We start from the raw sequence: 24,044 nt of genomic DNA, 5'->3' as shown, positions 1-24,044 counted from the left end.
GCGATCACGGCAGTTGTGAAATGGAAGGTCGCGTATGGACTCTAGCAAACACCGACATCGAAAAACCCCCCGAACGGGGTGGGGATGCGCTCAGAAGTCCCGGTCAACGCCGGAGCGGTCAGCGCCGGAGCGGTCAGGGCTGGGAGGACGAAGCCTCGACGCGCCACTGCCCGTCCGGCCCGCCGGGCCGCGAGGTCGCCCGGCTCATCGAGAAGGTACGGGTGCGAAACCGCCAGGCCAACCGGACCATCGCGACGCCCGCCTGCCGGTAGTGATCGGCGAGCGCACGGGTGAACACGGCGCGTCCCGGCACGTCGACCCAGCCATTCGCGCCGGTGTACACGGCTTCGACGTGCGGCCGCGCAGCGGCGTTTCGGAAGAGGGCGAGGGCCTCCGCGGCGATCTCATCGCCGTCGGGGAGGACGCGGTGCCGGGGTGCGGATTCCTCGGCACGGACGCTCCGGGGCGGAGCGACCGACGAGCGCGGCTCATCATCGAACCCGCGTGTTTCCGAAACCGTGGAATCCATGGTCGTCACCTTCGTCCGGGGACGACGCCCCGACCGGAATGCCCGGCCGGCTGCCGCCGCGAGGAGGCTTCCGCGGGATACGACGGAGAGCCGAAGCGGCTCCCGTCGACGCTTCGCACTCATCCTCACGCGGATGCCGCGTCGCCGGAAGTCCCTCCTGTCACCGCTGCCCCATGACAGCTGTCACGTTCCGGTGATCGCCACTTGGCGCGCGCCGGAAACGCCACGCCTTCGCCCGGTTACGGGAAAAGCACCCCCGTCTCGACGACGAGGGTGCTTTGTCCGCAACTAAGCGGGAGTCGCTCAGCGGGGAGCGCTCACTCCCACTCGATGGTTCCCGGCGGTTTCGACGTGACGTCGAGAACGACGCGGTTGACGCCATCCACTTCGTTCGTGATGCGATTGGAGATGCGGGCGAGCAGGTCGTACGGCAGGCGGGTCCAGTCGGCCGTCATCGCGTCCTCAGAGGAGACCGGGCGCAGTACGATCGGGTGACCGTACGTGCGGCCGTCGCCCTGGACTCCGACGGAACGGACATCCGCGAGCAGCACGACCGGGCACTGCCAGATGACCCCGTCGAGGCCGGCGGCGGTCAGCTCGGCGCGCACGATCGCATCCGCGTGCCGCAGCAGTTCGAGCCGTTCGAAGGTGATCGAACCGACGATGCGGATGCCCAGGCCTGGTCCGGGGAACGGCTGGCGCTGCACGATCTCCGGCGGCAGACCCAGTTCGGCGCCGATCGCACGCACCTCGTCCTTGAACAGGGTGCGCAGCGGTTCGACGAGCTCGAACTTCAGGTCTTCCGGCAGGCCGCCGACGTTGTGGTGGCTCTTGATGTTCGCGGTGCCGCTGCCGCCGCCGGACTCGACGACGTCGGGGTACAGGGTGCCCTGGACAAGGAAGCGGATCGGGTCGCCGTCCTTCTCCGCGGCCTCCCTGATGAGCTCGGCCTGGGCCTGCTCGAAGGTGCGGATGAATTCGCGGCCGATGATCTTGCGCTTGGTCTCCGGGTCGCTGACACCCTCGAGCGCTGCGAGGAACTGCTCGCGTACGTCCACGGTGACGAGGCGCACGCCGGTGGCCTTGACGTAGTCCTCCTCGACCTGGCGGCGTTCGTCCTGGCGGAGCAGGCCGTGGTCGACGAAGACGCAGACGAGCTGGTCGCCGATGGCCTTGTGCACGAGCGCCGCTGCGACGGCGGAGTCGACGCCGCCGGAGAGCCCGCAGATGACCTTGCCGGTGCCGACCTGGGCGCGGATCTTCGCGACCTGTTCGGCGATGACGTTGCCGCTGTTCCAGTCGGCGGGAATCCCGGCTGCGCGGTGCAGGAAGTTCTCGAGCACGTCCTGGCCGAATTCGGTGTGCTTGACCTCGGGATGCCACTGCACGCCGTAGAGGCGGCGCTCGTCGTTCGCGAACGCGGCGACCGGGGTCGAGCCGGTTGAGGCGAGCACCGCGAAGCCGGCAGGGGCGCGGGAGACGGAGTCGCCGTGACTCATCCACACGGTCTGCTCGTTCGGCTGCCCGGCGAGGAGGACGTTGTCGCCGCTCGCGACCGTCACGGGGGTCGACCCGTATTCGCTGAGCCCGGTGTGGGCGACCTCGCCACCGAGGGCGGTCGCCATCACCTGGAAGCCGTAACAGATGCCGAGCACGGGAATGCCGAGGTCGAAGATCGCGGGGTCGAAGGTCGGGGCGCCCTCGGCGTAGACACTCGAGGGTCCTCCGCTCAGCACGATCCCGACCGGGTTCTTGGCTGCGACTTCCGCAGCGGTGATCGAGTGTGCGACGATCTCCGAGTAGACGGATGCCTCGCGCACGCGGCGCGCGATCAGCTGGGCGTACTGGGCGCCGAAGTCCACCACGAGCACGGGTCGGTCGATCCCGGACGCCTCCGTCGGAGTCACGACCACGGTCGGGTCGGCAACTGCAGTCATGAACGGGCCTCCGCACCCTCGGCGTCGGAAAGTGCCCTGGCGGCAAGCCAGGCGCGGACCTCGCGGGCGACGCGGCCCTCGAGGAAGAAGGACAGTGTGGGGATCACGCCACCGAGGGCGATCAGGAGGAACCGGCTGAACGGCCAGCGCATCAGGCTCCAGAGCCGGAAGTCCGCGAACAGGTACAGCACGTAGAACCAGCCGTGCATGATCAGGATCGCGGTGCTCAGGTTGAACGCGGTGACGGTGTCGCGCGGGACGAGCAGCCCGTACGGGCCGCCGAGCTCGAGCTCGTACTGGAAGCCGAATTTGAGGATGACCTCGGCGCAGAGCAGCAGCAGGAAGACGCCGGTGATGATCGAGGACGTCTGGTAGAGCTTCAACGCCCCCGGGATGCTGGGGATATCAGCGCGTTTGGGTTCGAGTGGCATGCGCCAATTCTAACCGGCGGATATCGCCGCTTCCTCGCGGAGCTCCTCCTCGCGCTCCCAGGCGTCCCGGACGAGGCGGTACCAGAGGAACACGGCGAAGCCGGCGAAGACGACCCACTCGATGGCGTAGAAGATGTTCAGCCAGTTGAGGGAGGCATCCGTGAGGGGTGCCGGCGAATCGATTCCCGTGAGACCGGAGGCCGCGGTCCCGTCGACGATGTAGCCAGGGTAGACCGCTGTGCCGTCGAAGCCGGCCCAGAGGTTGATCAGGGCAGCGGTGGACACGGTCGTCATGCTGTGCGGGTCACGGCCGTCTGCGGGAACGACGGGGGCTTCGGTCGGGAGGAGCCGGCCGGCCAGGGTGACGACCTGGTTGGCCGGGGCGGACGCGAGGCCTTCCATCGTCGCCCGGGCCGTCGCCTCCTCCCGCGCCCAGCCGCGGGCGACGGCGATGCTCGCGCCCGCGCTGCTGTTGCCGCTGCCTGCCGCACCGACGATGAAGTGGCTCACCACCCAGTAGCCGGAGGTTCCGTCGTTGGAACGGTCGCTGATGAGCTGCTCGTCGCCGGGCACGTAACTGCCGTCGACGGTGACGAGCTGGCCGGTCGCCGCGTCACGTGGGGCGCCACCGGGAGTCACGACGTCGAAGAGGGGTTTCACGGTCTCGGTGCTCTTCTCGACGACCACACCGGATGCGACGGCGCGTTCGAGCTGCCAGCGCCCGAGCGCCGCGAAGCCGGCCGCGACGGCGAGGGCGAGCAGGAGCGCGAGAATCCAGCGAGGGCGGAGCATCATGCGGATCATTGGTAGTCACCTGTCCCGGCGTCGGGCGCCGGCTTGTCCCTCTGGGCGCGAGTGCGCGAAAGTCGTTTGGCGTAGTCGGCCATCGGGTCGGCGTCCGCGGCCCGGTCGGAGCCGGAGCCGGAGCCGGAGTCGGAGCCGGAGACGGAATCGGAGCCGGAGTCGGAATCGGAACCGGAATCGGGAGCTGTGTGCGATTGCGGGTCGGCAGTCGGTTGCGGGTCGGCAGCCGGATGCGCGTCGGCAGCCGGATGCGCGTCGGCAGCCGGATGCGCGTCGGCCTGTGCATCGGCGCCTGCGGTTGCGCGCTGGGCGGCGTTCGGGCGGCCGAGGGACGGCAGCGGCGTCGGACCGTCGAGTTCGTCGATCCCGTCGTCCAGCACGTGCTTGGCGTATTCGCCGCGCTCGGCCTGCTCTGCCCGTTCGTCGTGGTCGGCGCGCCCGTCGTGGTCGGCGCGCTTCCGGGGCTCCGGCCGCAGGGGCGGCAGCGGCTGTTCGCCGAGGTGGGCGGCGGCGCGCTGGGCGTCCTGGTCGCTCAGTCCGCCTGCTGTCGCCGCGTCGACAAGCCGGAACTCCTCGGCGTGCATCGGGTCGCGGTCTGGCCGGATTCCGGCGCGCTTCCGGCGACGTCCGGGCAGCAGGGCGCCGAGCCGTTCGGAGTTCGCGGCGAAGAGCGGACCGAGGATGGCCATGGTGAGCACGTAGAGTCCCGCGAACGGCTGGAGTTGGCCGTTCAGGCCCGCTCCGACCGAGAGGGTCGCGAGGATGAGCGTGAACTCTCCGCGGTTCACCAGGATCGCGGCGGCATTGAGCCCCTCGGAGATTCCCATCGAGTGCAACCGGGCCAGCAGCATCCCCGAGATCAGGTTGAGCACGAAGGTCATCACGACCGCCGCAAGCACGACGAGGATGACCGAACCGAACTCGGCGATGTGCAGCGCGAGGCCGAAGTTGAGGAAGAAGAAGGCGGCGAAGATGTCCCGCAACGGGACGGCGACACGTTCGAGCCGGGTGCGGTATGTGCTCGCGCCGAGGACGACACCGATCAGGAACGCGCCGATCGCATCCGTCACTCCGATGATCTCGCCGATCCCGGCGAAGAGCACGGCAAGCCCGAAGAACAGGATCGTGAAGAGTTCGTCGTCCTTGGTGCGGACCAGGCGGGACACGACCCGGCCGCCCCAGCGGGCGAGCGAGAACATCACGACGAGGAAGAGGAACGCGATGCTCAGTTGGAGCACGATCGGCCAGATCTCGGTCTTGCCGCTGAGCACTACCGAGACGATCGACAGGTAAACAGCGATGAAGATGTCGCCGACCACGGTCACGCCGAGGATCATCGGCGTCTCCTTGTTGGCGAGGCGGCGCAGCTCGATCAGGAGCTTGGTGATGATCGCGCTCGAGGAGGTGCCGGTCATCCCGGCAATGACGAGGGCCTCCCGGGTGCCCCAGCCGACCATCATCCCGAAGGCGAACCCGATGCCCATGTTGATCACGACGTATGAGCCGCCGGATAGCAGCAGTTTCCCGGCGTCGTTGAAGAACTCCTCCTGGTCGAACTCGAGGCCGAGGCTGAACAGGAGCAGGATGAGCCCGAAGACAGCGATGAGCTCGATGTCGGCGGAGTGGAAGTCGAGCGGGAACCAGTGGGTGTACGGGCTCGCGAGCAGGCCGACGATCATGTAGATCGGGATGGACGGCAGGCCGATCAGTTTTGCGGCGCGCCCGAGCACATAGGCCACGACCAGCAGGATGCCGAGTGTGATCAGGTCCGTGCCGAGGTTCATCCGTTAGCCCCCAGGCGGCGCGTCGACGGTCTTGGCCTTGAGCTCACCGGTGCGGAAGAACGTGAAGGCCTTGGCGACCTTCTCCGGTGACCCTGCGACGACGAGGGTGTCGCCGGGGAAGACCCGGAAGTCCTGGGCCGGTGCAGGGTTGGCGGACTCGCCGCGCACGACGGCGACGACCGTGAGGCCGGCGATGCCGCGGTCGGCGGGGTTGCCGAGGGTCTGGCCGGCGATGTGGTCCTCATAGTCGACCGTGAACCAGTCGATGCTGAGACCGGGGATCTGGTCGAGCGCAGTGAGCGACTCGGTGATCTGGGTGCCGCCGAGGAGTTCGGCGAGGGTGTGCGCCTCGTCTTCGTTGAGGCGGAGGGAGACCTTGCTCGCGTCGGGGCCGCCCTCGTCGTCCGCGAAGGTGATGAGGTCGCTGTGCCCGGAGCGGTGGGCGATGACGCCGACCTTGCCGCCGTCATCGGTGATGAAGGTGTGCAGCACACCCACTCCGGGAAGCTTGACCCGCCGAACGTCAACCATGGTTACGACTCCTGAAGATTAAGGGCAAGTGGGCCCAGTCTATCGAAGCCGCCCGTCACCCCGGCCGGGCGCAGGCGGATGCCGGGCGCACGACGTGCGCCCGGCATCCGGCCGGTCGTGATGCTGCGCTGGCCCCGCCGCCGCTCGCCGCCGCCGCTCGCCGCCGCCACTCGCCGCCGCGCTCGCCGCCGCCACTCGCCGCCGCGCTCGCCGCCGCGCCGGTTTCGGCTAGCCGCCCCCGAAACGGCAGGCGCGGCCCGCGCAAACCGGCGCGGGCGCCCGGGAGCGGCGGCGCGGACGCCGCGGCGACGGCGACGGGAGGCTGGCAGGGCTCTCCTCAACCGGGCTCCCGACGGGGATTTTCTGCACAGTCCTGGAGCTCGCGCCCTCGGGTGCGGCCTCTGAGGTGGAACCTCGGCACATGTCAATCTCGGCCGTGACGCCCCTCTCCCTCCTCGTCGCCATCGCCCGCCCGGACGGGATACTCCTCAGCCGCGATGCGCGGGCGGTCGGCCTGGAGCGCGAACTGCGCTCCGAGATCGAGCGCGGCCACCTCATTCGGCTGCGGTGGGGCGCGTACACGCTCACCGTCGAATGGAGGCTGCTCAAGCCGGAGAAGCAATACCTGCTCCGCGTTCGCGCGCTGGCCGCGATGAGCGAGGCGCCGGTCGTCTTCTCGCACCACTCCGCGGCCGCGATCTGGGACCTCCCGGTCGTGGGCCGCTGGCCGGCGGGAATCGAGGTCCTGACGGCTACGGCAAGCGGTGGCCGGTCGAAACACGGCACGATCCGGCGGTTCCAGGACGGACCGGTCTCCATAGTCGAACACGACGGCCTCCTCGTCACTGCCCCGGCTGACACCGCCGTCGCACTCGCTCGCGTGGTTTCCTTCCCTGCCGCCGTCGCGATCGTCGACAGGGCGATCCACAAACCGCGACACGGCACGGCCCTGGCGACCCGGGAGGAACTCGAGACCGCCCTCGACGGGCTTCCCCGCCGTGCACGTGTGATCGGTCGGTCCGCGGCATTCCGGGCGGTCGACTTCACCAGCTCCGAATCGGGTTCAGCGGGCGAATCCGTGAGCCGCGCGCTGATATTCATGTTGGGCTTCCTCGTGCCGGAACTGCAGGTGCGCTTCGACGACGAAGCCGGCTTCATCGCCTTCGTCGACTTCTTCTGGCGCAAAATCTCGAAGGTCGGCGAGTTCGACGGTTTCGGCAAATACGTCAAAGAGGAATTCACCAAGGGACGCACGACGGTCGAGGTCATCATGGACGAAAAGCGACGCGAAGACCGGGTGCGCGCCTGCGGTCCGACGGTCTCTCGCTGGGATTGGGACCTACTCAAGGTCCCCTCCGTCTTCGGCCGATTCCTCACCGCACGTGGTGTTCCGCAGGCGCGGTGACAGCCCGGTACGACGGCGCGAGCGCGGTCGCGAGCGCGGGCCGGTCGCGAGCGCCGGCGCGGCGGCATCCGCCAACTACCGCCGCGCCCATTTGCGCGGGCCGCACCCGAAACGGCGGGCGCGGGCTGCCGAAATAGGCACGGGCGCGAACACAAACCGGCGCAGGCTGCCGAAATGGGCGCGGACGCGAGCGGATGCCGGACGGGCGCGAGCAGAAGGTCAGTAGCGCTGCGCGGGCACACGGGCACGCTCGAACTACGCGGACTTCCCCCGACGACGCTGGCGCGCCCGACATCCGCCAGCCGCGCCCGCGCCCGTTTCGGCAGGCCGCACCCGAAACCGCGGGCGCAGGCTGCCGAAATGGGCGCGGACGCGAGCGCGAACACACACACCGGCGCGACGAGCCGAAACCGGCGCGGGCACCGGCGGGCGAGGAGGCGACACAGCCGAGGCGGATGCCGGGCGCACGGCATGCGCCCGGCATCCGCCCGGTGGCGGTACCGCCTGTGTCAGTGCGTGGCGGAGTCGCCCATCGCCGACCGCTCGGTCAGGACGATGTCGGGAGCCTCGAGGCGCACCCGGTCGGCGGACTCGTCGTCGGGTTCGAGCTGGGAGGCGCGTTCCGCGGCGACGCGCTTGAGGTAGACCGCGACCTCGCGTTCCTCGCGTTCGGCGTCCCAGCCGAGCACCCCGGCCATCAGCCTGGCCGCGACCGGCGCCGCGGAGACCCCGCGATCCCAGGCCTCGATCGAGATGCGGGTGCGCCTGGCCAGGACGTCCTCGAGGTGGAGGGCGCCCAGGTGGCCGGCCGCATACACGACCTCGGCTTGGATGTAGTCGTCGGCTCCCGGGAGCGGCTCGATCAGCTCAGGGCGGTCCCGGATGAGGTCGAGGAGCTCGTCGGTGAGGGTGCCGTACCGGTTGAGCAGGTGCTCGACCCGCACGGTGTGCAGCCCGAATGCCGTGGCGATGCGGGTGCGCTTGTTCCACGCGGCCTTGTACCCCTCCGCACCGAGCAGCGGGATCTCGTGCGTCGTGGACGGGGCGATCTTCCCGTCGAGGGCGTCAACGGCCGCGTCGATGGCGTCCTTCGCCATGATCCGGTATGTGGTCCACTTGCCGCCGGCGATCACGACGAGACCGGGAACGGAGTGCCCGACCAGGTGTTCGCGGGACAGTTTCGAGGTCTGCTCCGACTCCCCGGCGAGCAGCGGCCGGAGACCCGCGTAGACACCCTCGACGTCCTCGCGGGTCAGCGGCACCTGCAGCACCGAATTGACGTGCTCGAGCAGGTAGTCGATGTCGGCGGCCGTCGCCGCGGGGTGAGCCTTGTCGAGGTGCCAGTCGGTGTCGGTGGTGCCGATGAGCCAGTGCCTGCCCCACGGGATCACGAAGAGCACGCTCTTCTCCGTGCGCAGCAGCAGCCCCATCGCCGACTGGAACCGGTCGCGGGGCACGACGAGGTGGATGCCCTTGCTCGCGCGCACCTTGAAGGTGCCGCGTTCGCCGACCATCCGCTGGGTGTCGTCGGTCCACACGCCTGTCGCGTTGACGACCTGCTTCGCGCGCACCTCGAAGCGTTCGCCGGTCTCGAGGTCGTGCGCGCGCACGCCCACGACCCGTTCGCCGACCTTGATGAAGCCCTCGACCCGCACCCGGCTCGCCGCGTGGGCGCCGTAGAACGAGGCGGTGCGCACGAGCGACGCCGTGTACAGCGCGTCGTCGACCTGCGCGTCGTAGTAGGTGATACCGCCGACCGTCGCGTCGGCGTCGAGGCTCGGCACCATGCCCATCACCTGGTGCTTGGACAGGTGCCGGTGGTGCGGGACCCCCGGCGGCCGGCCGCCGGTGTAGGAGAAGATGTCGTAGAGCAGCATGCCGGCGCCCACGTAGAAACGCTCGGTGACGCGCTTCTTCAGCGGGTACAGGAAGCGCACGGGCTTGACCAGGTGCGGGGCGATCCGCTGGAGGAGCAGCCCCCGCTCGGTGAGGGCCTCCCGCACGAGGCGGAAGTCGAGCTGCTCGAGATAGCGGATGCCGCCGTGCACGAGTTTGGAGGACCGGCTCGACGTGCCGCTGGCCCAGTCCCGTGCCTCGAGAATGCCGACGCTCAGTCCGCGGGTGACGGCGTCGAGGGCGCTGCCCGCGCCGACGATCCCGCCGCCGACGACGAGGATGTCGACCTCCTTGGATTTCAGCCTGTCAATGGCCGCGGCGCGTTCCGCCGGTCCCAGCTTGTTCGACCGCGTGACCGAATTCCCTGTTGCCATGTGCGTACTCCCATCGAGGTGGTGGTGCGTACCTCGACGCTAGTTCGTTCGGTACGGCGCGACAACCACCTCGACGCGCTGGAATTCCTTGAGGGTCGAATAACCGGTGGTCGCCATCGACCGGCGCAGGGCGCCGACGAGGTTGGCGGTGCCGTCGGCGATCGGCGTCGGGCCGTACAGGATGGTCTCGAGCGGGGCGACGGTGCCGACCTCGACTCGCTTGCCGCGGGGCAGCTGCGGGTGGTGCACCTCGGCGCCCCAGTGGAATCCGCCGCCGGGGGCATCCGTCGCCCTGGCCAGGGTGGTGCCGAGCATGACGGCGTCCGCGCCGCAGGCGAGCGCCTTGACGATGTCACCGGAGGTGCTCAGGCCGCCGTCGGCGATGACGTGCACGTAGCGTCCGCCGGATTCGTCGAGGTAGTCGCGGCGAGCGCCGGCGACGTCGGCGACGGCCGTGGCCATCGGGGCGTGGATGCCGAGCGAGGCCCGCGTGGTCGACGCCGCGCCGCCGCCGAAGCCGACGAGCACGCCGGCCGCGCCGGTGCGCATCAGGTGCAGGGCCGCCGTGTATGTGGCCGCACCGCCGACGATGACGGGTACGTCGAGCTCGTAGATGAACTTCTTGAGGTTGAGCGGCTCCTGGTTGAGCGAGACGTGCTCGGCGGACACCGTGGTACCGCGGATGACGAAGAGGTCGACGCCGGCGGCGACGACGGTTTCGTAGAGTTCCTGGGTGCGCTGCGGGGAGAGCGCTCCGGCGACGGTGACCCCGGCGGCGCGGATCTGGGCGAGACGCTCGGTGACGAGGGCCGGCTTGATCGGTTCGGAGTACATCTCCTGCATGCGGGCGGTCGCACGGTCGGCCGGAAGTTCGCGGATCTCGGCGAGGAGCGGTTCCGGGTCGTCGTAGCGGGTCCAGAGGCCCTCGAGGTCGAGCACACCGATGCCGCCGAGCTGGCCCATCATGATCGCCGTGGTCGGGGAGACCACGGAGTCCATCGGGGCGGCGAGGAACGGGATCGCGAATTCGTACGCGTCGATCGTCCAGCTGACATTCACGTCTTCGGGATCGCGGGTGCGCCGACTGGGCACGACCGCGATGTCGTCAAAGGCGTACGCGCGGCGAGCGCGCTTGGAGCGGCCGATCTCGATTTCCATAACCCCAGCTTAGGCGCAGCCCGTAACCGGAGGGTGTGAACCGCTAGGCTGGCGCAAATCCCGCAGGTGAGACCCGCAAACCTGCCCGATGCACCAGGAGTACCCGATGTCGTCCGACAAGCCCACCGAGTCCGCGAGGCCTCGCCTCAACCTGATGTTCAGCAACCTGGAGCTCGTCATCGCGGTCCTCCTCGGCCTCGTCTCCATCGCAACGGCCTATGCCTCCTTCCAGGCGGCGCTCTACGACAGCCAGATGGCCGGGGCGTACACCAAGGGTTCGACGCAGTCCACCGAGGCGGAGTCGCTCTATCTCGAGGCCAACCAGCAATTCCTCGAGGACACCCAGGTCTGGAACCGCCTCGCCGAGCTCGACATCGAGAAGGACAGCACGGATGCGGCGGTCGCCGCCGACGCGACGGGCAAGTACGACACCCTGACCTTCCAGGCGGTCTCGACGGACTTCGCCGCGGCCATCGCCCGGGCCGAAGCCGAGAACACCGCCGACGCCACCGTGTACCACAGCCCGCTCGACGATGAGGAATACCAGAGCACCCTCTTCGGCGGCTACTCCGAGACGCAGGCGAAGTCGGTCGCGACGATCGGCCAGGGCGACGAGTACAACAGCCTCAGTGACCGGCTCACCCTCAATACTGTGCTGATGTCCATCTCGCTGTTCCTGCTCGGCATCGCCGCCCTCGTGCGCCAGTTCAAGGTGCAGCTCGTGCTGATGTCGACCGGCGTGGTGATCTTCCTCACCGCTGCCGCGCTGACCGCGATGATCCCCTACGTCGGCCTGTAGCGGGGCACGCTGTGCGAACGGCACAAGCGGTAGGAGCGGTACAAGCGGTAGGAGCGGCACGAGCGGCACGCAGGACCGTCGCAGCGCTGGCCGCACTGGCCCTGGTTGTCAGCCTGGCAGCGTGCACGACCGGCAGCCCGGTCGAGCCGAACAGCGGCGACGGCCCGGCCGCCGGCAGCTGGACCGTTCTCACGTACTCGATCGCCGACACCGACCTCGAGCCGTTCATGATGGCCGACCTCGGCGAGATGGGCGAGGTCGGCTCGCACGACGGCCTCAATCTCGTCGCCCTCGTCGACCGTTCGGCGGATTACAGCGCAGAACCCGTGCTCGGACAGCCCGACTGGACCGGCGGGAAGCTCCTGCACGTCCTGCCCGGCGGCGCAGAGGTGATGGACGACCTCGGCCCCGTGGACACCGGCGACCCCGCCGTGCTCTCCGACTTCATCACCCGCGGCATCAGCGCGTACCCCGCCGAGCACTACGCCGTGATCATCTCCGATCACGGCGCATCCTGGCCGGGCGTCGGGGGTTACGAGTCGGCCGGCGGTGATTCGCTGAGCCTCGCAGAACTGAACGACGCCATCGGCAGCGGCCTGAGCGCGGCCGGTGTGTCGAAGCTCGACCTGCTCGGCTTCGACGCCTGCCTGATGGCGACCTACGAGGTCGCAAGCGCCCTGGCCCCGCGCGCGGACCGCTTGCTCGCCTCGCAGGAGCTCGAGCCGGGTCACGGCTGGAACTACACGGCCCTCGAGATGGCCGCCGACGGCGCCACCGTCGACGAGCTCGGCGCCGCGCTGATCACGGGGTTCTCCTCCCAGGCCGAAACCGAGGGCGACGCGGCTGAGATCACCCTGTCCCTGATCGACCTCGGCAAGCTGCCCGCGGTGGATGCCGCGCTCGCGGCCTTCAGCAGCGGCCTGGTCGGGCGCGGGGCCGGTCTCGCTCCCGTGGTGGGCCGAACGCTCGCGAGAACCCTCGGCTTCGGGCGCAGCCCCGATCCGGCCGAGGACTCGTTCATGACCGACCTCGGCCTCCTCGCCGGAGAGATCGGGCAGGGCGACACGGCGGAAGCCGACGCTGCCGAGACGCTCGTGCGGGCGATCAGTGCCGCGGTGGTCGACAAGGTCGACGGCCAGTCCACCGCGGGTGCCACCGGGCTGTCGATCTACTTCCCGCCCCAGAAAGCGTACTTCGCGGATGACTACCGCGCACTCGGCACCGCGGGTGGCTGGCTCGACTTCCTGACCTCCTATTACGCCGCCGGCGGTGCGATCCCCGGCGCCGAGAAGGCCCGGTTCACCGGGGGTGACGCCGAAGTCTCCTTCGGCGCGGACGGCCTGAGTATCAGCGCCACACTCGACCCGGCCGGGCTCGGGAACGCGGCGAGCGCATCCGTCCGGTACGGCCTCATTGAGGCAGACGGCTCGGTCACCTACCTCGGTGAGCGGGCGGCGACGGTGGACGCAGGCGGGTCGGGCCGGGTGCAGGGCGGTTACGACCTCACCCAGCTCACCCTGGCCGACGGCACCGACACGACGCCCGCATACGCGCAGCTCGGCAACGAAACGGGAACTGCCACGGCTGGGTCCGGCTCCGTCACGATCGACGTTCCGATGGCGTACTACTCGCCCGGTGACGTCGCGGGAGAGACCTACCAGGACGTGCTCCTGAGCCTCACCCTCGACGGCGCGAGCGGAGACATTCTCAACGAGACCTACTTCGCCTATGACGACAAGCTCGGCAGTTACGGCGAGCTCACCGCGGACCCGGACGGCATGATCGTGCCCGAGCGGCTCAACGTGCAGGGCGACGGTACCGAGAGCTGGGTCGGCACGAGCGACTACGGCCTCCACGCCGACCTCCCTGCCCTGCACTACGCCTTCGCCAGGCTCCCCTCCGGCAGCCGGTTGCAGGTCGACCTGACCGTGACCGACTTCGGCGGCAACAGCGCCACCGTGAACGGCACCGCCGCCGTCCCCTGACCCTCGCGTCCCGCCATCCGCTGCCCGCACTGTCGTGGGGTGTCGCGCGGCGGGTGGGCGACGGGTGCGCCGGCAGCACAGGAGGTGCACGCTGCTGTCATAGACGCTGAAGCCGAACCGCTGTCCCTGCTGCGCGAACGCACGAGCCTGAAGTGGCGGGCGTTCCCGACGACGTGCTCCCTCTTTTCGTCGCCGAACTCGACTACCCGCTCGCCGAGCCGATCAGGGACGCCTTGTTCGAGGCCGTGCGCCGGAGCGACACCGGCTACGCCGCATCCGCTGAGCCGCTCGCCGAGGCGTTCGCCGCCTTCGCCGCGCGCCGCTGGGGCTGGCCGGTCGACCCCCGGCAGGTCGTCGTGACGAACGAAGTGGGCTCGGCCGTCGTCGAGGTGCTGCGGATGATCCTCGAGCCGGGCGACGAGGTCGTGATCACTCCCCCGGTCTACCCGGCGTTCTTCGACCTCGTGCCCGCGGCGGGCGGCCGGGTCGTCGATGTTCTGCTCCTGCACGGCCAGACCGGCTGGACGCTCGACCTCGACGACCTCGAAGCCGCGCTCCGCGACGGCGGCCTGCGGCTCGACGGCGTGCTCGCCGCGCTCGAGGCGAACCGGGGACTGCTGGCCGGGCTCCTCGACGCGCATCTCGGCGGGGTCGGCTACGAGCAGCCGCGCGCGGGCTATCTGGCCTGGCTGGACCTGCGCTCGCTCGGCTGGGGCGATGATCCGGCGGCGGTCGCCCTCGAGCGTGCGAAGGTCGCGCTGCTGCCCGGGTTGCTCTTCGGCACTCCCGGCGCCGGTTTCGCCCGGCTCAACTTCGGCTGCTCACCCGAGGTGCTCAGCGAGGCAGTCTCGCGGATCGCCGCGCTAACCTGAGCCGCGAGCGGCACCCGGGTGGGCGCGCCTGCGCGACCCGGTCAGCGGCGGTAGTTCGGGGCCTCGACCACGATCTGCACGTCGTGCGGGTGCGACTCCTTGAGCCCGGCGGAGGTGATCCGCACGAACTTGCCCTTCTGCTTGAGCTCGTCGATCGTGCGCGCGCCGACGTAGAACATCGACTGGCGGAGGCCGCCGATGAGCTGGTACGCGACGGCGGATACCGGACCGCGGTACGGAACCTGCCCCTCGATGCCCTCGGGGATGAGCTTGTCGTCGGAGGGGACGTCCGACTGGAAGTAGCGGTCCTTCGAATATGAGGTCTTGCTACCGCGGGTCTGCAGCGCGCCGAGCGAGCCCATGCCGCGGTAAGTCTTGAACTGCTTGCCGTTGACGAAGACGAGTTCTCCCGGGCTCTCGTCGCAGCCGGCGAGGAGCGAGCCGAGCATGACGGTGTCCGCGCCGGCGACGAGCGCCTTGGCGATGTCACCGGAGTACTGCAGTCCGCCGTCGGCGATGACAGGGATCCCGGTCTCACGCGCGGCGAGGGAGGCCTGGTAGACCGCCGTGATCTGGGGGACGCCGACGCCGGCGACGATGCGGGTCGTGCAGATGGAGCCCGGGCCGACGCCGACCTTGATCGCGTCCGCGCCCGCGTCGATGAGCGCCTGGGCGCCGCTCCTGGTGGCGACGTTGCCGCCGATGACGTCCACGGCGGCGAAGGCGGGGTCGGTCTTGAGGCGGCGGATGATCTCGAGCACGCCGGCGCTGTCGCCGTTGGCGGTGTCGACGACGAGCACGTCGACCCCCGCGTCGAGCAGCGCGGTCGCGCGCTGCCACGCGTCGCCGAAGAAGCCGATGGCCGCGCCGACGCGCAGCCGACCGGCGTCGTCCTTCGTCGCGTGCGGGTATTCCTCGCTCTTGTCGAAGTCCTTGACGGTGATCAGGCCGGTGAGCCGGCCGGCGTCGTCGACGAGGGGAAGCTTCTCGATCTTGTGGGTGGCGAAGATGGCCACCGCGTCCATCGGCGCCATGCCGACCTTGCCGGTAATGAGCGGCATCCGCGTCATCACCTCGCGCACCCGCATCGTGTGCTTCTGGGTGGCCGTGACGAAGCGCATATCGCGGTTCGTGATGATGCCGACGAGCACGCCGTCTCCATCGACGACGGGGAGTCCGCTGATCCGGAACTGCCGGCAGAGGGCGTCGACGTCCGCGACGGTGGCCTCCGGCGAAGTTGTTACCGGATTGGTAATCATCCCGGATTCGCTGCGTTTGACGAGATCGACCTGTTCGGCCTGGTCCGCGATCGACAGGTTGCGGTGCAGGACACCGAGCCCCCCTTCGCGGGCCATGGCGATGGCCATCCTGGTTTCGGTGACCGTATCCATGGCGCTCGAAAGCAGGGGCGTCGCGACGCTGATTCTTCGGGTCAACCGCGACATTGTCACTGCTTCACTGGGAATGACGTCGGTGTGGCCTGGCAGGAGCAGGACGTCGTCGTAGGTAAGCCCGGTAAAACCGAACGGATCTGGCTGATCCATGAAACCCCTTTTTGCTGGTGCAGAGAAATAACAGAAAAGTCCGGGAATTCATTGAAACGACCGGTTCCCCAATGTTAAGCGACTTCTCCGCGCGCGCATTCCTTGAGGACGGAAACGATTCCGAGGATCACTCCGAAACATTTGCGACATAATCGGGACGTACTGTCGACGAAGAAGTTGGCAGGGGCCGGTTCACCCGAGTTTTTTCCCCTCGACCACCCCAAGGCCCCGCCCGTTCACGGAGGTTACGTTTTGACACCATTCATGCAGCGAACGCGTACGGCAGGCCTCCTGTCGTCCCGGCGGATGCTCGCCGGTCTCCTGCTCATCGGAGTCGCCAGTCTGGGCCTGATGGGCCTCGGCGCGACGAGTGCATCCGCGGCGACGGCCGTCCCGACAACGGCATGTGTGGCCGATGCCACCACAGGCTGCATCCAGGGCACGATCAAGCAGGGCAACGGCGACCCCGCCGTCGGCGTGAGGCTCACGGTCACGAACGGTGACACGACCGAGAACCTCGTGACGGATGCCGCGGGCAAGTGGGGCGTGGCCATCACGGTCGCAGGTCCATCCACCGTCACCCTCGACGCCACGAGCCTGCCGAGCGGGAACACTCTCGACCCGAGCATCGCCAACCCGGCAACCGTCAACGGCGGTCTGGGTCGCAACGCCGGCACCATCTTCAAGCTGGTCAGCGGGGAAAGCACCGGCATCTCGACCTCTGCCCCTTCGACGGGTGACTCCGCGACGAGCGGCTCCGTCACGTGGGAGCGCTTCCTCCAGCAGGCCGCGTCGGGCATCCGCCTCGGGTTGCTGCTCGCCCTCGCCTCCGTCGGCCTCTCGCTGATCTACGGGACGACCGGGCTGAGCAACTTCGCCCACGGCGAGCAGGTGACCCTCGGCGGCCTGCTGGCATTCGTGCTCGCCAACCAGCTCGGTCTCAACCTCTTCCTCGCCGCCTTCCTCACCGTCGCGGTCTGCGCGGCGACCGGATACTTCCAGGACGCGCTGATCTGGAAGCCACTGCGCAAGCGCGGCCTGCCGAACACCCAGCTGATGATCGTGACCATCGGGCTCTCGATCGCGCTGCAGTACGCGTTCCAGTTCTTCATCGGGGCCAAGACCGTCCGGATCGACAAGGCCAACCCGGTCACCGTCGAAATCGGCCCGATCACCCTCTCTGTGCAGTCGCTCTGGGCGATGGGCATCGCCGTTGCGGTCATCATCCTCGTCGGGCTGTTCCTGCTCCGGTCCCGGATCGGCCGGGCCACCCGCGCTGTTTCGGACAACCCCTCGCTCGCCGCGGCCTCAGGGATCGACGTCGACGCCATCATCCGCCTGGTCTGGACGGCCTCCGCCGGACTCGCCGGACTCGCAGGAGTGATGCTCGGCCTCGTGCTCAACGGCGTGAACTGGCAGACCGGCCTGCAGCTGCTGCTGCTGATGTTCGCCGCGGTCACCCTCGGCGGCCTCGGCACCGCGTTCGGCGCCCTCGCCGGCGCGATGATCATCGGCATGGTCGTCGAGCTCACGAACCTCGTGCTCCCCGGCGACTTCAAGTACGCCACGGCACTGCTCATTCTCATCCTCGTCCTGCTCGTCAGGCCACAAGGCATTTTCGGGCGCCGAGAGCGCATCGGTTAGGAAGGACAAGACCGTGAATGAATTTCTGACGACCCTGACGGCGATTGCCGCCTCCGCCTTCTCACCATCGACGGCAGCACTCGCCATCGCCGCCATCGGACTCAACATCCACTTCGGCTACACCGGCCTGCTCAACATGGGCCAAGCCGGGTTCATGCTCGTCGGCGCATACGCCTTCGCCATCTCCATCGTCGCGGGGATCCCACTGTTCCCGGCCGTGCTGATCGCACTCGTCGCCGCGGCGGTATTCGCACTCATCCTCGGCGTTCCGACGCTGAAGCTGCGCGGTGACTACCTCGCGATCGTCACGATCTCGGCCGCAGAGATCGTGCGGATGATCGGGCGCTCGTCGCTCCTCACCGACATCACCGGCGGCTCGAACGGTCTCACCGGTCAGAGCTACCGCGGCCCGTTCACCGACCTCTCCTTCCTCGGCGACGGCCAGACCACCCTCGGCCCGTTCACCTACGACAACACCGGCTCCAACGGCTGGTGGATCCGCCTGGTGGCGTGGTCCATCGTCGGGATCCTCTGCCTCTTCGTGTTCCTGCTGATGCGGAGCCCCTGGGGTCGCGTGCTCCGCGGCATCCGGGAAGACGAGGATGCGATCCGCAGCCTCGGCAAGAACGTCTACAGCTACAAGATGCAGGCGCTCATCCTCGGCGGCACCATCGGAGCGCTCGGCGGCATCATCTACGTGCTGCCGGCATCCGTTCAAGCGGACAGCATGGGACGCTCGATGACGTTCTTCGTGTGGACCGCACTGCTGCTCGGCGGCGCCGCGACCGTGTTCGGGCCCGTGCTCGGCTCGATCATCTTCTTCGCCCTGCGCCTGTTCGTGCAGGGCGTCGCCGGCCAGTTCGTGCCGGACAGCATCATGAACGGCCAGCAGGCGGAACAGTTCTCCTGGATCCTGATCGGTGTGGTGCTCATGCTCGTGGTGATCTTCAGACCCCAGGGTGTACTCGGTAACAAGAAGGAGCTGAGCTTCAATGTCAACTGATCTCGGAGTCACCGCCGCCCCGACAGCTGCTGCTGCCGCCGCCACCGCGAGCGTCGCCGCCGTCTCCCCCCTCCCCGGCGTCCCCAAGCCCGACCCGATCCTGGTCGTCGACAACATCGTGCGCCAGTTCGGCGGCATGACCGCCGTCAACGTGCCGCACCTCGAGGTGCAGCGCGGAATCATCACGGCCCTGATCGGCCCGAACGGCGCGGGCAAGACCACGTTCTTCAACCTGATCACGGGCTTCGACAAGCCGAGCTCCGCCCCGCGCCTCATCGGCGGGCCGAAGTCCGACCACGCCGCCCGCTCGATGTTCAACGGGCGTTCGGTCAACAACATGGGTGCAGCGAAGGTCGCCCAGCGCGGCATGGTGCGCACCTTCCAGCTCACCAAGGCGCTCAGCAGGCTCACCGTGCTCGAGAACATGCTCCTCGGCGCGAAGGACCAGCCCGGCGAAAACCTCTTCGCCGCGGTGATCAAGCCGCTCTGGGCGGCGCGCGAACGGGAGATCACGGCGCAGGCCGAGGACCTCCTGCAGCGCTTCAAGCTTCTCGAGAAGAAGAACGACATGGCCGGGAGCCTCTCCGGCGGCCAGAAGAAGCTCCTCGAGATGGCGCGGGCACTCATGAGCGAACCGACCATGATCATGCTCGATGAGCCGATGGCCGGGGTCAACCCCGCACTCACCCAGTCGCTGCTCGGGCACATCAAGTCACTCCGCGACGAGGGCATGACCGTCCTGTTCGTCGAGCACGACATGCACATGGTGCGGCACATCTCCGACTGGGTCGTCGTGATGGCCGAGGGCAAGGTTGTTGCGGAGGGCCCGTCGGCCACCGTCATGGACGACCAGGCCGTGATCGACGCCTACCTCGGCGCGCACCACGACACCGACCTCGGCGATGACTCGCTCCTCACGGACGAAGTCGCGGAGGAACTGGCCAAAGAGGTCGAACTCGAAAACCGCACGGAAGGCGACGCGTAGTCATGGTTGTACCCACAGGCTCTCCCGCTCCGGTCCTGCAGGCGACGGATCTCGTCGCCGGCTATGTTCCCGGGGTCAATATCCTCAACGGCTGCAACCTGGATGTCTACCCCGGTGAGCTCATCGGAATCATCGGTCCGAACGGCGCGGGCAAGTCCACGCTGCTCAAGGCACTGTTCGGACTGGTGTCCGTCCGCAGCGGCAGCGTCACGCTCAAGGGCGAAGACATCACCGGTTTCAAGGCGAACCGCCTCGTGCAGGCCGGCGTCGGCTTCGTCCCCCAGAACAACAACGTGTTCCCCTCCCTCACGATCGAGGAGAACCTGCAGATGGGCCTCTACCTGCGGCCCAAGCTGCTCGTCGAGCGTCTCGACGCGATCTTCGACCTGTTCCCCGCCCTCGCCGACCGCCGCACCCAGCGCGCCGGTTCGCTCTCCGGTGGTGAACGCCAGTCGGTCGCGATGGCGCGTGCGCTCATGATGGACCCGTCCGTGCTGCTCCTCGACGAACCGTCCGCCGGCCTGTCCCCTGTGCGTCAGGACGAGACCTTCATCCGCACCCGCCGCATCAACAAGACCGGCGTGACGATCGTGATGGTCGAGCAGAACGCGCGCCGGTGCCTGCAGATCTGCGACCGCGGTTACGTGCTCGACCAGGGCCGCAACGCCTACACAGGCACCGGCCGCGAGCTCGCCGACGACCCCAAGGTCATCGAGCTCTACCTCGGCACCCTCGCCAAGGACGTTGACGCCGAGAAGGACGAGAAGCCCGTCAGCATCGCCTGACCCGTCCGCACCGCCGAGAGGCCCGTGCCAGCCCCCTGGGGGCCGGTACGGGCCTTTTTGCGTCCCCGGCGGCATCCGCCACCGCGCCCGTCTGCGCAGCCCGCTACCGCAACGGCGGGCTGCCGAAACCGGCGCGGGCGCGACCGGCACTAGCACGCGAGCGGATGCTGCCGCGCACGGCACGGGGGCGGGCGCACGAAAGAGCGGGGCCGGGCTTTCGCCCGACCCCGCTCCCTGTGTTCGTGCGGCCTCAGCCGACGATCAGCACTCTCCTGCTAGTAGGAGGTCTGTCCTTCGATGGCGGACTGCCAGACCGGCTTGTTGTCCTTGTCGAACTTGTAGATGCCGATGAAGGCGCTCGACGGCTCGTTGTGCGAGTTGAACGGGCCGACGCCGGACTGTCCGACGTACTGGATGTCCGTTCCGGCGGTGACGAGCGGTGCACACTCGGCGTAGCTCTTGCACTTGGTGCCCTTGCCACTCGCGCCGGAAACGGCCGCGAGCTGCGCCTGGATGTCGGCGGAGACGGTGGACTTGGCCTTCAGGGCCGCGAGGGCGGAGAGGGTGGTCGCGTCGTAGGCCTCAGGAGCGTAGGAGAAGTCTCCGAGAGCTGCGTTCTGGGTGTCCTTGTACCAGGAGACGAGCTTGGCCTTGAAGTCATCTGCCGGGTATGCGCCAGGGATCGTGCCCTGTGCGCTGGTCAGCGTGCCGGCTTCGAAGTCCTTGCTGTAGTCGGCGGTGTTGCCGTCGGACAGGTAGACCTTGGAGAGGTCGACGCCCTGAGCCTTGAGCTCGGGGATGATCGACTTGGTCTCGTCGAAGGCGAGGATGACGATCGCGTCAGGGTTGGTCGCCTTCGCGGCGGTCACCTCGGACGAGAACGTAGTCTGGCCGGGGGGGAATTCCTGGCCGTTGCCCTTGCCGCCGTAGACGATGGTTCCGCCGGAGGCTTCGACGCTGGCCTGCGTGAAGTCGCGGAGGCCGGTTCCGTAGGAGTCGTTGAAGACGAGGAAGGCGACCTTTGCATTGCCGTCACCCGTAATGAGCTGGCCGAGCGCGGAACCCTGGACCGAGTCCGGCGGTGCGGTACGGAAGTAGAACGGACCGTAGCCGCTGAGCTTGGCCGACGTGTTGGCCGGAGAGATCTGGACGATCTTGGCGGAAGCGAAGGAGTCGACGACGTTGAGCGAAACGCTCGAGGACGCGGCGCCGATAGCGACGGAGACCTTGGCGGCGATGAGCTTCTGGGCGGACGCGGTCGAAATTGTCAGGTCGGTGCTGTCACCGGAGTCGGTGGCCAGGACGCAGGCGTCCTTGCCGCCGACGCCGCCGGCGGCGTTGATGTCGGAGACGGCGAGGCCGACGCCGGCGAGTTCCGGCGGGTTGAGATAGGCGAGGCTACCGGTGATCGGGAGGATCGAGCCGACGACCAGCGACTTGTCCGTGGACGCTCCGCTCGCACAAGCTGCGTCGGTGTACGAGGACGCGGCCGCAGCCGAGGTCGTGGTAGCGGTTGAACCGCCGCCGGATGCACAACCGGAGAGCATGACGGCGATGACGCCTGCTCCCGCCACGATGGCGGTCCGGAGGGCGTGCTTGGATTTAATCATCCTGGGTACCCTTTCATCTTGCACGCGTAAGTACGCCTCCGGGTGAGGCCTACTCGCGTTATTAGGCTCCAACCTAGGATCACTTTGTTTCGAAGATGTTTTCTTGCCGCGCAAAGAGAACATCGTTAGCGATTCGTGACACCACTGGCACCTGCTCTGGGGGACGCCGTCGGACGAGGTGCTGTACTAGGAGCGTTGCCCGGTCACGCCCTGGTATGCGATCTGCTTCTTTTCACCGAGGTCGGTGATGCAGGATGCCCAGGATGTACACACCGCCTCGCCGCGGCTGACCCGGTCGAGGGCCGGGGCGATCGAGGGCCCGCCGTCGTCGCCTGCCTCCATCGCGGCGAGGGCCGCGAGCACCACCCCGTCGAAGGCTTCCCCGCCTCCGGCGGTATCGGCGAGCCCGGGGTCCGAGGTGCGCAGGCGCACTGCGAAGGCCTCGTCCGCTGCGAGCGGAGTGCCGCCGTTCGTGAAGTCGTTCAGAGGCAGCAGGGCGATGCCCGCTGCTGCGACGGATGCCGTGACGTCAGCGGGCACCGCACTCGTCGCGTCCCAGAGAACGAGGTCAACGTGTCGCGCCACCAGGTCGGCAACCGCGGCCGCAACATTCCCCGTCGAGTTCCGATGCACGAGCTGGATCGGCATCGTGCCGGGCACGGCCTGCTCAAGGATCTCGCGGGCGGCCAGCTCGGTGCCGGCGACCTGAGCGGCGCCGGTCACGGCGGCTCCCGCTTCCCCGGTCATCGGGAACAGCGTGCCGATCAGCAGCGTGCCGTCACCGGTGGCCGCGAGAGTCGGGGCGACGGTCGGGGTGCTCGTCACGGCGACCGGGGCTCCACTCGCGGTGCACCCGGAAAGCAGCAGCGCGGCGGCGACGACGGTGAGCGCGAGACCGGCAGAAATGAGTCCTCGGGGGCGCGAGGTGACGTTCAGAGCTGGAAAGGGCATCCGTGGTCCTTTCACAGGTGGGGATGCTTTGAGCGTATCGCCGGTCACAGGGGTTCGGGGGATGCTCGCCGCGGGGCGCGTCCGGTGACGACCATGTCGGCCGTGAGGATCACGAGCGCGACCCAGACGAGCCCGAAGCCGACCCAGCGCTCCGGCGGCATCGGCTCGCCGAGAATGAAAACCCCGACGAGGAACTGCAGCACCGGCGCGACGAACTGCACAAGACCGAGCAGGCTGAGCGGCAGGCGGCGGGCGGCCGCTGCGAAGAACAGCAGCGGGACGGCCGTCACGACACCCGTCGAGACGAGGCCGACGGTGTGCCACGGCGACACGGTACCGAAGGTGAGCCCGGTGACGGCGCCCACGATGAGGAGTTCCGCGATCGCGATCGGCATCAGCCAGGCGGTCTCGAGGGTGAGGCCGGTGAGCGCGCCGACGCCGGGTCCGACGTTCTTCTTGATCAGCCCGTAGAACCCGAACGACAGGGCGAGGACGAGCGAGATCCACGGCAGCGCCCCGTAGCCGAGCGTCAGCACGAGCACAGCGGCCGCGCTGATCGCGACCGCGATCCACTGGATGCGCCGCAACCGCTCGTGCAGAACGAAGACGCCCAGCAGCACCGTGACGATCGGGTTCATGAAGTAGCCCAGGGCGGCCTCGACCACGTGCCCGGTCAGCGTCGCAAAGACGTAGGTCTGCCAGTTGACGAAGATCAGGAGGCCGGCCAGGCCCATCACCCAGACCGTCTTCGGGCGGCGGAGGACGATGAGCAGGGCGGGCCAGCCGCGGGTGACGGTGATCAGGGCGAGGCAGAAGACCAGGGAGAAGAGCACCCGCCAGGCAACGACCTCGAAGGGCCCCGTCGGGTGCAGCAGCAGAAAGAAGAGCGGGAGCAGGCCCCACAGGCCGTACGCGGAGATCGCGAAGGCCAGTCCGCTCGTCGGCTCGGCCGACTGACTCCGTGTCCTGCTCACAATGATTCCCCTTCGCGGGCATGCCCTGCTTTGACGTGCTCGG

The 24,044-nt window shown here is 68.5% G+C and carries 20 protein-coding genes; 8 read left to right on the top strand and 12 right to left on the bottom strand.

What is annotated here, in order from left to right; genetic code table 11:
• Positions 1-133: 133 nt before the first annotated feature.
• From RCH22_RS19400 to RCH22_RS19375, 6 genes are all read right to left on the bottom strand, one after another.
• Positions 134-529 carry a hypothetical protein gene (locus RCH22_RS19400; RefSeq protein WP_327015234.1) on the bottom strand — a complete coding sequence of 132 codons (396 nt, stop codon included), beginning with the start codon at positions 527-529 and terminating at the stop codon, positions 134-136.
• 317 nt (positions 530-846) lie between these two features.
• The gene (gene guaA / locus RCH22_RS19395; RefSeq protein WP_134449947.1) at positions 847-2,466 is read right to left on the bottom strand and encodes a glutamine-hydrolyzing GMP synthase; all 1,620 of its coding nucleotides are present in this window, start codon (positions 2,464-2,466) and stop codon (positions 847-849) included.
• Positions 2,463-2,897 (bottom strand): DUF3817 domain-containing protein, encoded by a 435-nt coding sequence (locus RCH22_RS19390; protein ID WP_327015233.1) that lies wholly within the window; start codon positions 2,895-2,897, stop codon positions 2,463-2,465. The genes guaA and RCH22_RS19390 overlap by 4 nt, the downstream gene beginning before the upstream one ends.
• A gap of 9 nt (positions 2,898-2,906) precedes the next feature.
• Complete coding sequence (locus tag RCH22_RS19385) at positions 2,907-3,692, bottom strand: SURF1 family cytochrome oxidase biogenesis protein (protein WP_327015232.1); 786 nt, start codon at positions 3,690-3,692, stop codon at positions 2,907-2,909.
• Positions 3,693-3,697: 5 nt separating this feature from the next.
• Positions 3,698-5,485 (bottom strand): cation:proton antiporter, encoded by a 1,788-nt coding sequence (locus RCH22_RS19380; protein WP_327015231.1) that lies wholly within the window; start codon positions 5,483-5,485, stop codon positions 3,698-3,700.
• A 3-nt stretch (positions 5,486-5,488) separates the two neighbouring features.
• On the bottom strand, positions 5,489-6,016 hold the full coding sequence (locus RCH22_RS19375) for a cation:proton antiporter regulatory subunit (RefSeq protein WP_134449944.1): 528 nt from the start codon (positions 6,014-6,016) through the stop codon (positions 5,489-5,491).
• A gap of 421 nt (positions 6,017-6,437) precedes the next feature.
• Here RCH22_RS19375 and RCH22_RS19370 point away from each other — a divergent pair, with 421 nt between their 5' ends.
• Positions 6,438-7,421: a hypothetical protein gene (locus RCH22_RS19370; protein WP_327015230.1), complete on the top strand. Its 984-nt coding sequence runs from the start codon at positions 6,438-6,440 to the stop codon at positions 7,419-7,421.
• A 509-nt stretch (positions 7,422-7,930) separates the two neighbouring features.
• Here the strand turns inward: RCH22_RS19370 and RCH22_RS19365 are convergent.
• Positions 7,931-9,691 (bottom strand): glycerol-3-phosphate dehydrogenase/oxidase, encoded by a 1,761-nt coding sequence (locus tag RCH22_RS19365; protein WP_327015229.1) that lies wholly within the window; start codon positions 9,689-9,691, stop codon positions 7,931-7,933.
• A 39-nt stretch (positions 9,692-9,730) separates the two neighbouring features.
• Positions 9,731-10,849 carry a GuaB3 family IMP dehydrogenase-related protein gene (locus tag RCH22_RS19360; protein WP_134449942.1) on the bottom strand — a complete coding sequence of 373 codons (1,119 nt, stop codon included), beginning with the start codon at positions 10,847-10,849 and terminating at the stop codon, positions 9,731-9,733.
• Positions 10,850-10,955: 106 nt separating this feature from the next.
• On the opposite strand from RCH22_RS19360, the gene RCH22_RS19355 reads away from it, so the two are divergent.
• The 3 genes from RCH22_RS19355 to RCH22_RS19345 all read left to right on the top strand — a co-directional run bounded on the left by RCH22_RS19355 (position 10,956) and on the right by RCH22_RS19345 (position 14,505).
• Positions 10,956-11,648, top strand: a complete 693-nt coding sequence (locus RCH22_RS19355) for a hypothetical protein (RefSeq protein WP_327015228.1) — start codon at positions 10,956-10,958, stop codon at positions 11,646-11,648.
• Between the two features lie 11 nt (positions 11,649-11,659).
• Entirely contained in the window at positions 11,660-13,633 is a 1,974-nt protein-coding gene (locus RCH22_RS19350) for a clostripain-related cysteine peptidase (protein WP_327015227.1), read from the top strand.
• A 152-nt stretch (positions 13,634-13,785) separates the two neighbouring features.
• The gene (locus RCH22_RS19345; RefSeq protein ID WP_327015226.1) at positions 13,786-14,505 is read left to right on the top strand and encodes an aminotransferase class I/II-fold pyridoxal phosphate-dependent enzyme; all 720 of its coding nucleotides are present in this window, start codon (positions 13,786-13,788) and stop codon (positions 14,503-14,505) included.
• 41 nt (positions 14,506-14,546) lie between these two features.
• Here RCH22_RS19345 and guaB read toward each other — a convergent pair whose 3' ends face one another.
• A complete protein-coding gene (gene guaB / locus RCH22_RS19340; protein WP_327015225.1) occupies positions 14,547-16,049 on the bottom strand; it encodes an IMP dehydrogenase in 1,503 nt (500 codons plus the stop codon).
• A 264-nt stretch (positions 16,050-16,313) separates the two neighbouring features.
• On the opposite strand from guaB, the gene RCH22_RS19335 reads away from it, so the two are divergent.
• Genes RCH22_RS19335 through RCH22_RS19320 form a run of 4 tightly spaced genes read left to right on the top strand, consistent with a single transcriptional unit; the run spans position 16,314 to position 20,466 of the window.
• Positions 16,314-17,693, top strand: coding sequence for a branched-chain amino acid ABC transporter permease (locus RCH22_RS19335; protein WP_327015224.1), 1,380 nt, complete (start codon positions 16,314-16,316; stop codon positions 17,691-17,693).
• Positions 17,694-17,706: 13 nt separating this feature from the next.
• Positions 17,707-18,696 carry a branched-chain amino acid ABC transporter permease gene (locus tag RCH22_RS19330; RefSeq protein WP_134449936.1) on the top strand — a complete coding sequence of 330 codons (990 nt, stop codon included), beginning with the start codon at positions 17,707-17,709 and terminating at the stop codon, positions 18,694-18,696.
• Positions 18,686-19,681: an ABC transporter ATP-binding protein gene (locus RCH22_RS19325; RefSeq protein ID WP_327015223.1), complete on the top strand. Its 996-nt coding sequence runs from the start codon at positions 18,686-18,688 to the stop codon at positions 19,679-19,681. Before RCH22_RS19330 ends, RCH22_RS19325 begins: the two co-directional genes overlap by 11 nt.
• A 2-nt stretch (positions 19,682-19,683) precedes the next feature.
• Positions 19,684-20,466, top strand: coding sequence for an ABC transporter ATP-binding protein (locus tag RCH22_RS19320; protein WP_327015222.1), 783 nt, complete (start codon positions 19,684-19,686; stop codon positions 20,464-20,466).
• Between the two features lie 275 nt (positions 20,467-20,741).
• On the opposite strand, the gene RCH22_RS19315 is transcribed toward RCH22_RS19320, so the two are convergent.
• The 3 genes from RCH22_RS19315 to rarD form a co-directional block, all read right to left on the bottom strand.
• Entirely contained in the window at positions 20,742-22,076 is a 1,335-nt protein-coding gene (locus RCH22_RS19315; RefSeq protein WP_327015221.1) for an ABC transporter substrate-binding protein, read from the bottom strand.
• A gap of 186 nt (positions 22,077-22,262) precedes the next feature.
• Positions 22,263-23,027: a hypothetical protein gene (locus RCH22_RS19310; RefSeq protein WP_327015220.1), complete on the bottom strand. Its 765-nt coding sequence runs from the start codon at positions 23,025-23,027 to the stop codon at positions 22,263-22,265.
• A 44-nt stretch (positions 23,028-23,071) separates the two neighbouring features.
• Positions 23,072-24,001, bottom strand: coding sequence for an EamA family transporter RarD (gene rarD, locus RCH22_RS19305; RefSeq protein WP_327015219.1), 930 nt, complete (start codon positions 23,999-24,001; stop codon positions 23,072-23,074).
• Positions 24,002-24,044: the final 43 nt, after the last annotated feature.

Source organism: Cryobacterium sp. GrIS_2_6, from assembly GCF_035984545.1.
GTDB lineage: Bacteria > Actinomycetota > Actinomycetes > Actinomycetales > Microbacteriaceae > Cryobacterium.
This window is presented reverse-complemented; position numbering and strand designations above follow the sequence as displayed.

Coding starts and splice junctions, on each gene's coding strand:
- RCH22_RS19365 (WP_327015229.1), bottom strand. CDS start 9,691: ATGGCAACAGGGAATTCGGTCACGCGGTCGAACAAGCTGGGACCGGCG.
- RCH22_RS19320 (WP_327015222.1), top strand. CDS start 19,684: ATGGTTGTACCCACAGGCTCTCCCGCTCCGGTCCTGCAGGCGACGGAT.
- RCH22_RS19360 (WP_134449942.1), bottom strand. CDS start 10,849: ATGGAAATCGAGATCGGCCGCTCCAAGCGCGCTCGCCGCGCGTACGCC.
- RCH22_RS19370 (WP_327015230.1), top strand. CDS start 6,438: ATGTCAATCTCGGCCGTGACGCCCCTCTCCCTCCTCGTCGCCATCGCC.
- RCH22_RS19355 (WP_327015228.1), top strand. CDS start 10,956: ATGTCGTCCGACAAGCCCACCGAGTCCGCGAGGCCTCGCCTCAACCTG.
- RCH22_RS19380 (WP_327015231.1), bottom strand. CDS start 5,485: ATGAACCTCGGCACGGACCTGATCACACTCGGCATCCTGCTGGTCGTG.
- RCH22_RS19390 (WP_327015233.1), bottom strand. CDS start 2,897: ATGCCACTCGAACCCAAACGCGCTGATATCCCCAGCATCCCGGGGGCG.
- RCH22_RS19375 (WP_134449944.1), bottom strand. CDS start 6,016: ATGGTTGACGTTCGGCGGGTCAAGCTTCCCGGAGTGGGTGTGCTGCAC.
- RCH22_RS19310 (WP_327015220.1), bottom strand. CDS start 23,027: ATGCCCTTTCCAGCTCTGAACGTCACCTCGCGCCCCCGAGGACTCATT.
- RCH22_RS19325 (WP_327015223.1), top strand. CDS start 18,686: ATGTCAACTGATCTCGGAGTCACCGCCGCCCCGACAGCTGCTGCTGCC.
- RCH22_RS19315 (WP_327015221.1), bottom strand. CDS start 22,076: ATGATTAAATCCAAGCACGCCCTCCGGACCGCCATCGTGGCGGGAGCA.
- guaA (WP_134449947.1), bottom strand. CDS start 2,466: ATGACTGCAGTTGCCGACCCGACCGTGGTCGTGACTCCGACGGAGGCG.
- RCH22_RS19400 (WP_327015234.1), bottom strand. CDS start 529: ATGGATTCCACGGTTTCGGAAACACGCGGGTTCGATGATGAGCCGCGC.
- guaB (WP_327015225.1), bottom strand. CDS start 16,049: ATGGATCAGCCAGATCCGTTCGGTTTTACCGGGCTTACCTACGACGAC.
- RCH22_RS19335 (WP_327015224.1), top strand. CDS start 16,314: ATGCAGCGAACGCGTACGGCAGGCCTCCTGTCGTCCCGGCGGATGCTC.
- RCH22_RS19385 (WP_327015232.1), bottom strand. CDS start 3,692: ATGATGCTCCGCCCTCGCTGGATTCTCGCGCTCCTGCTCGCCCTCGCC.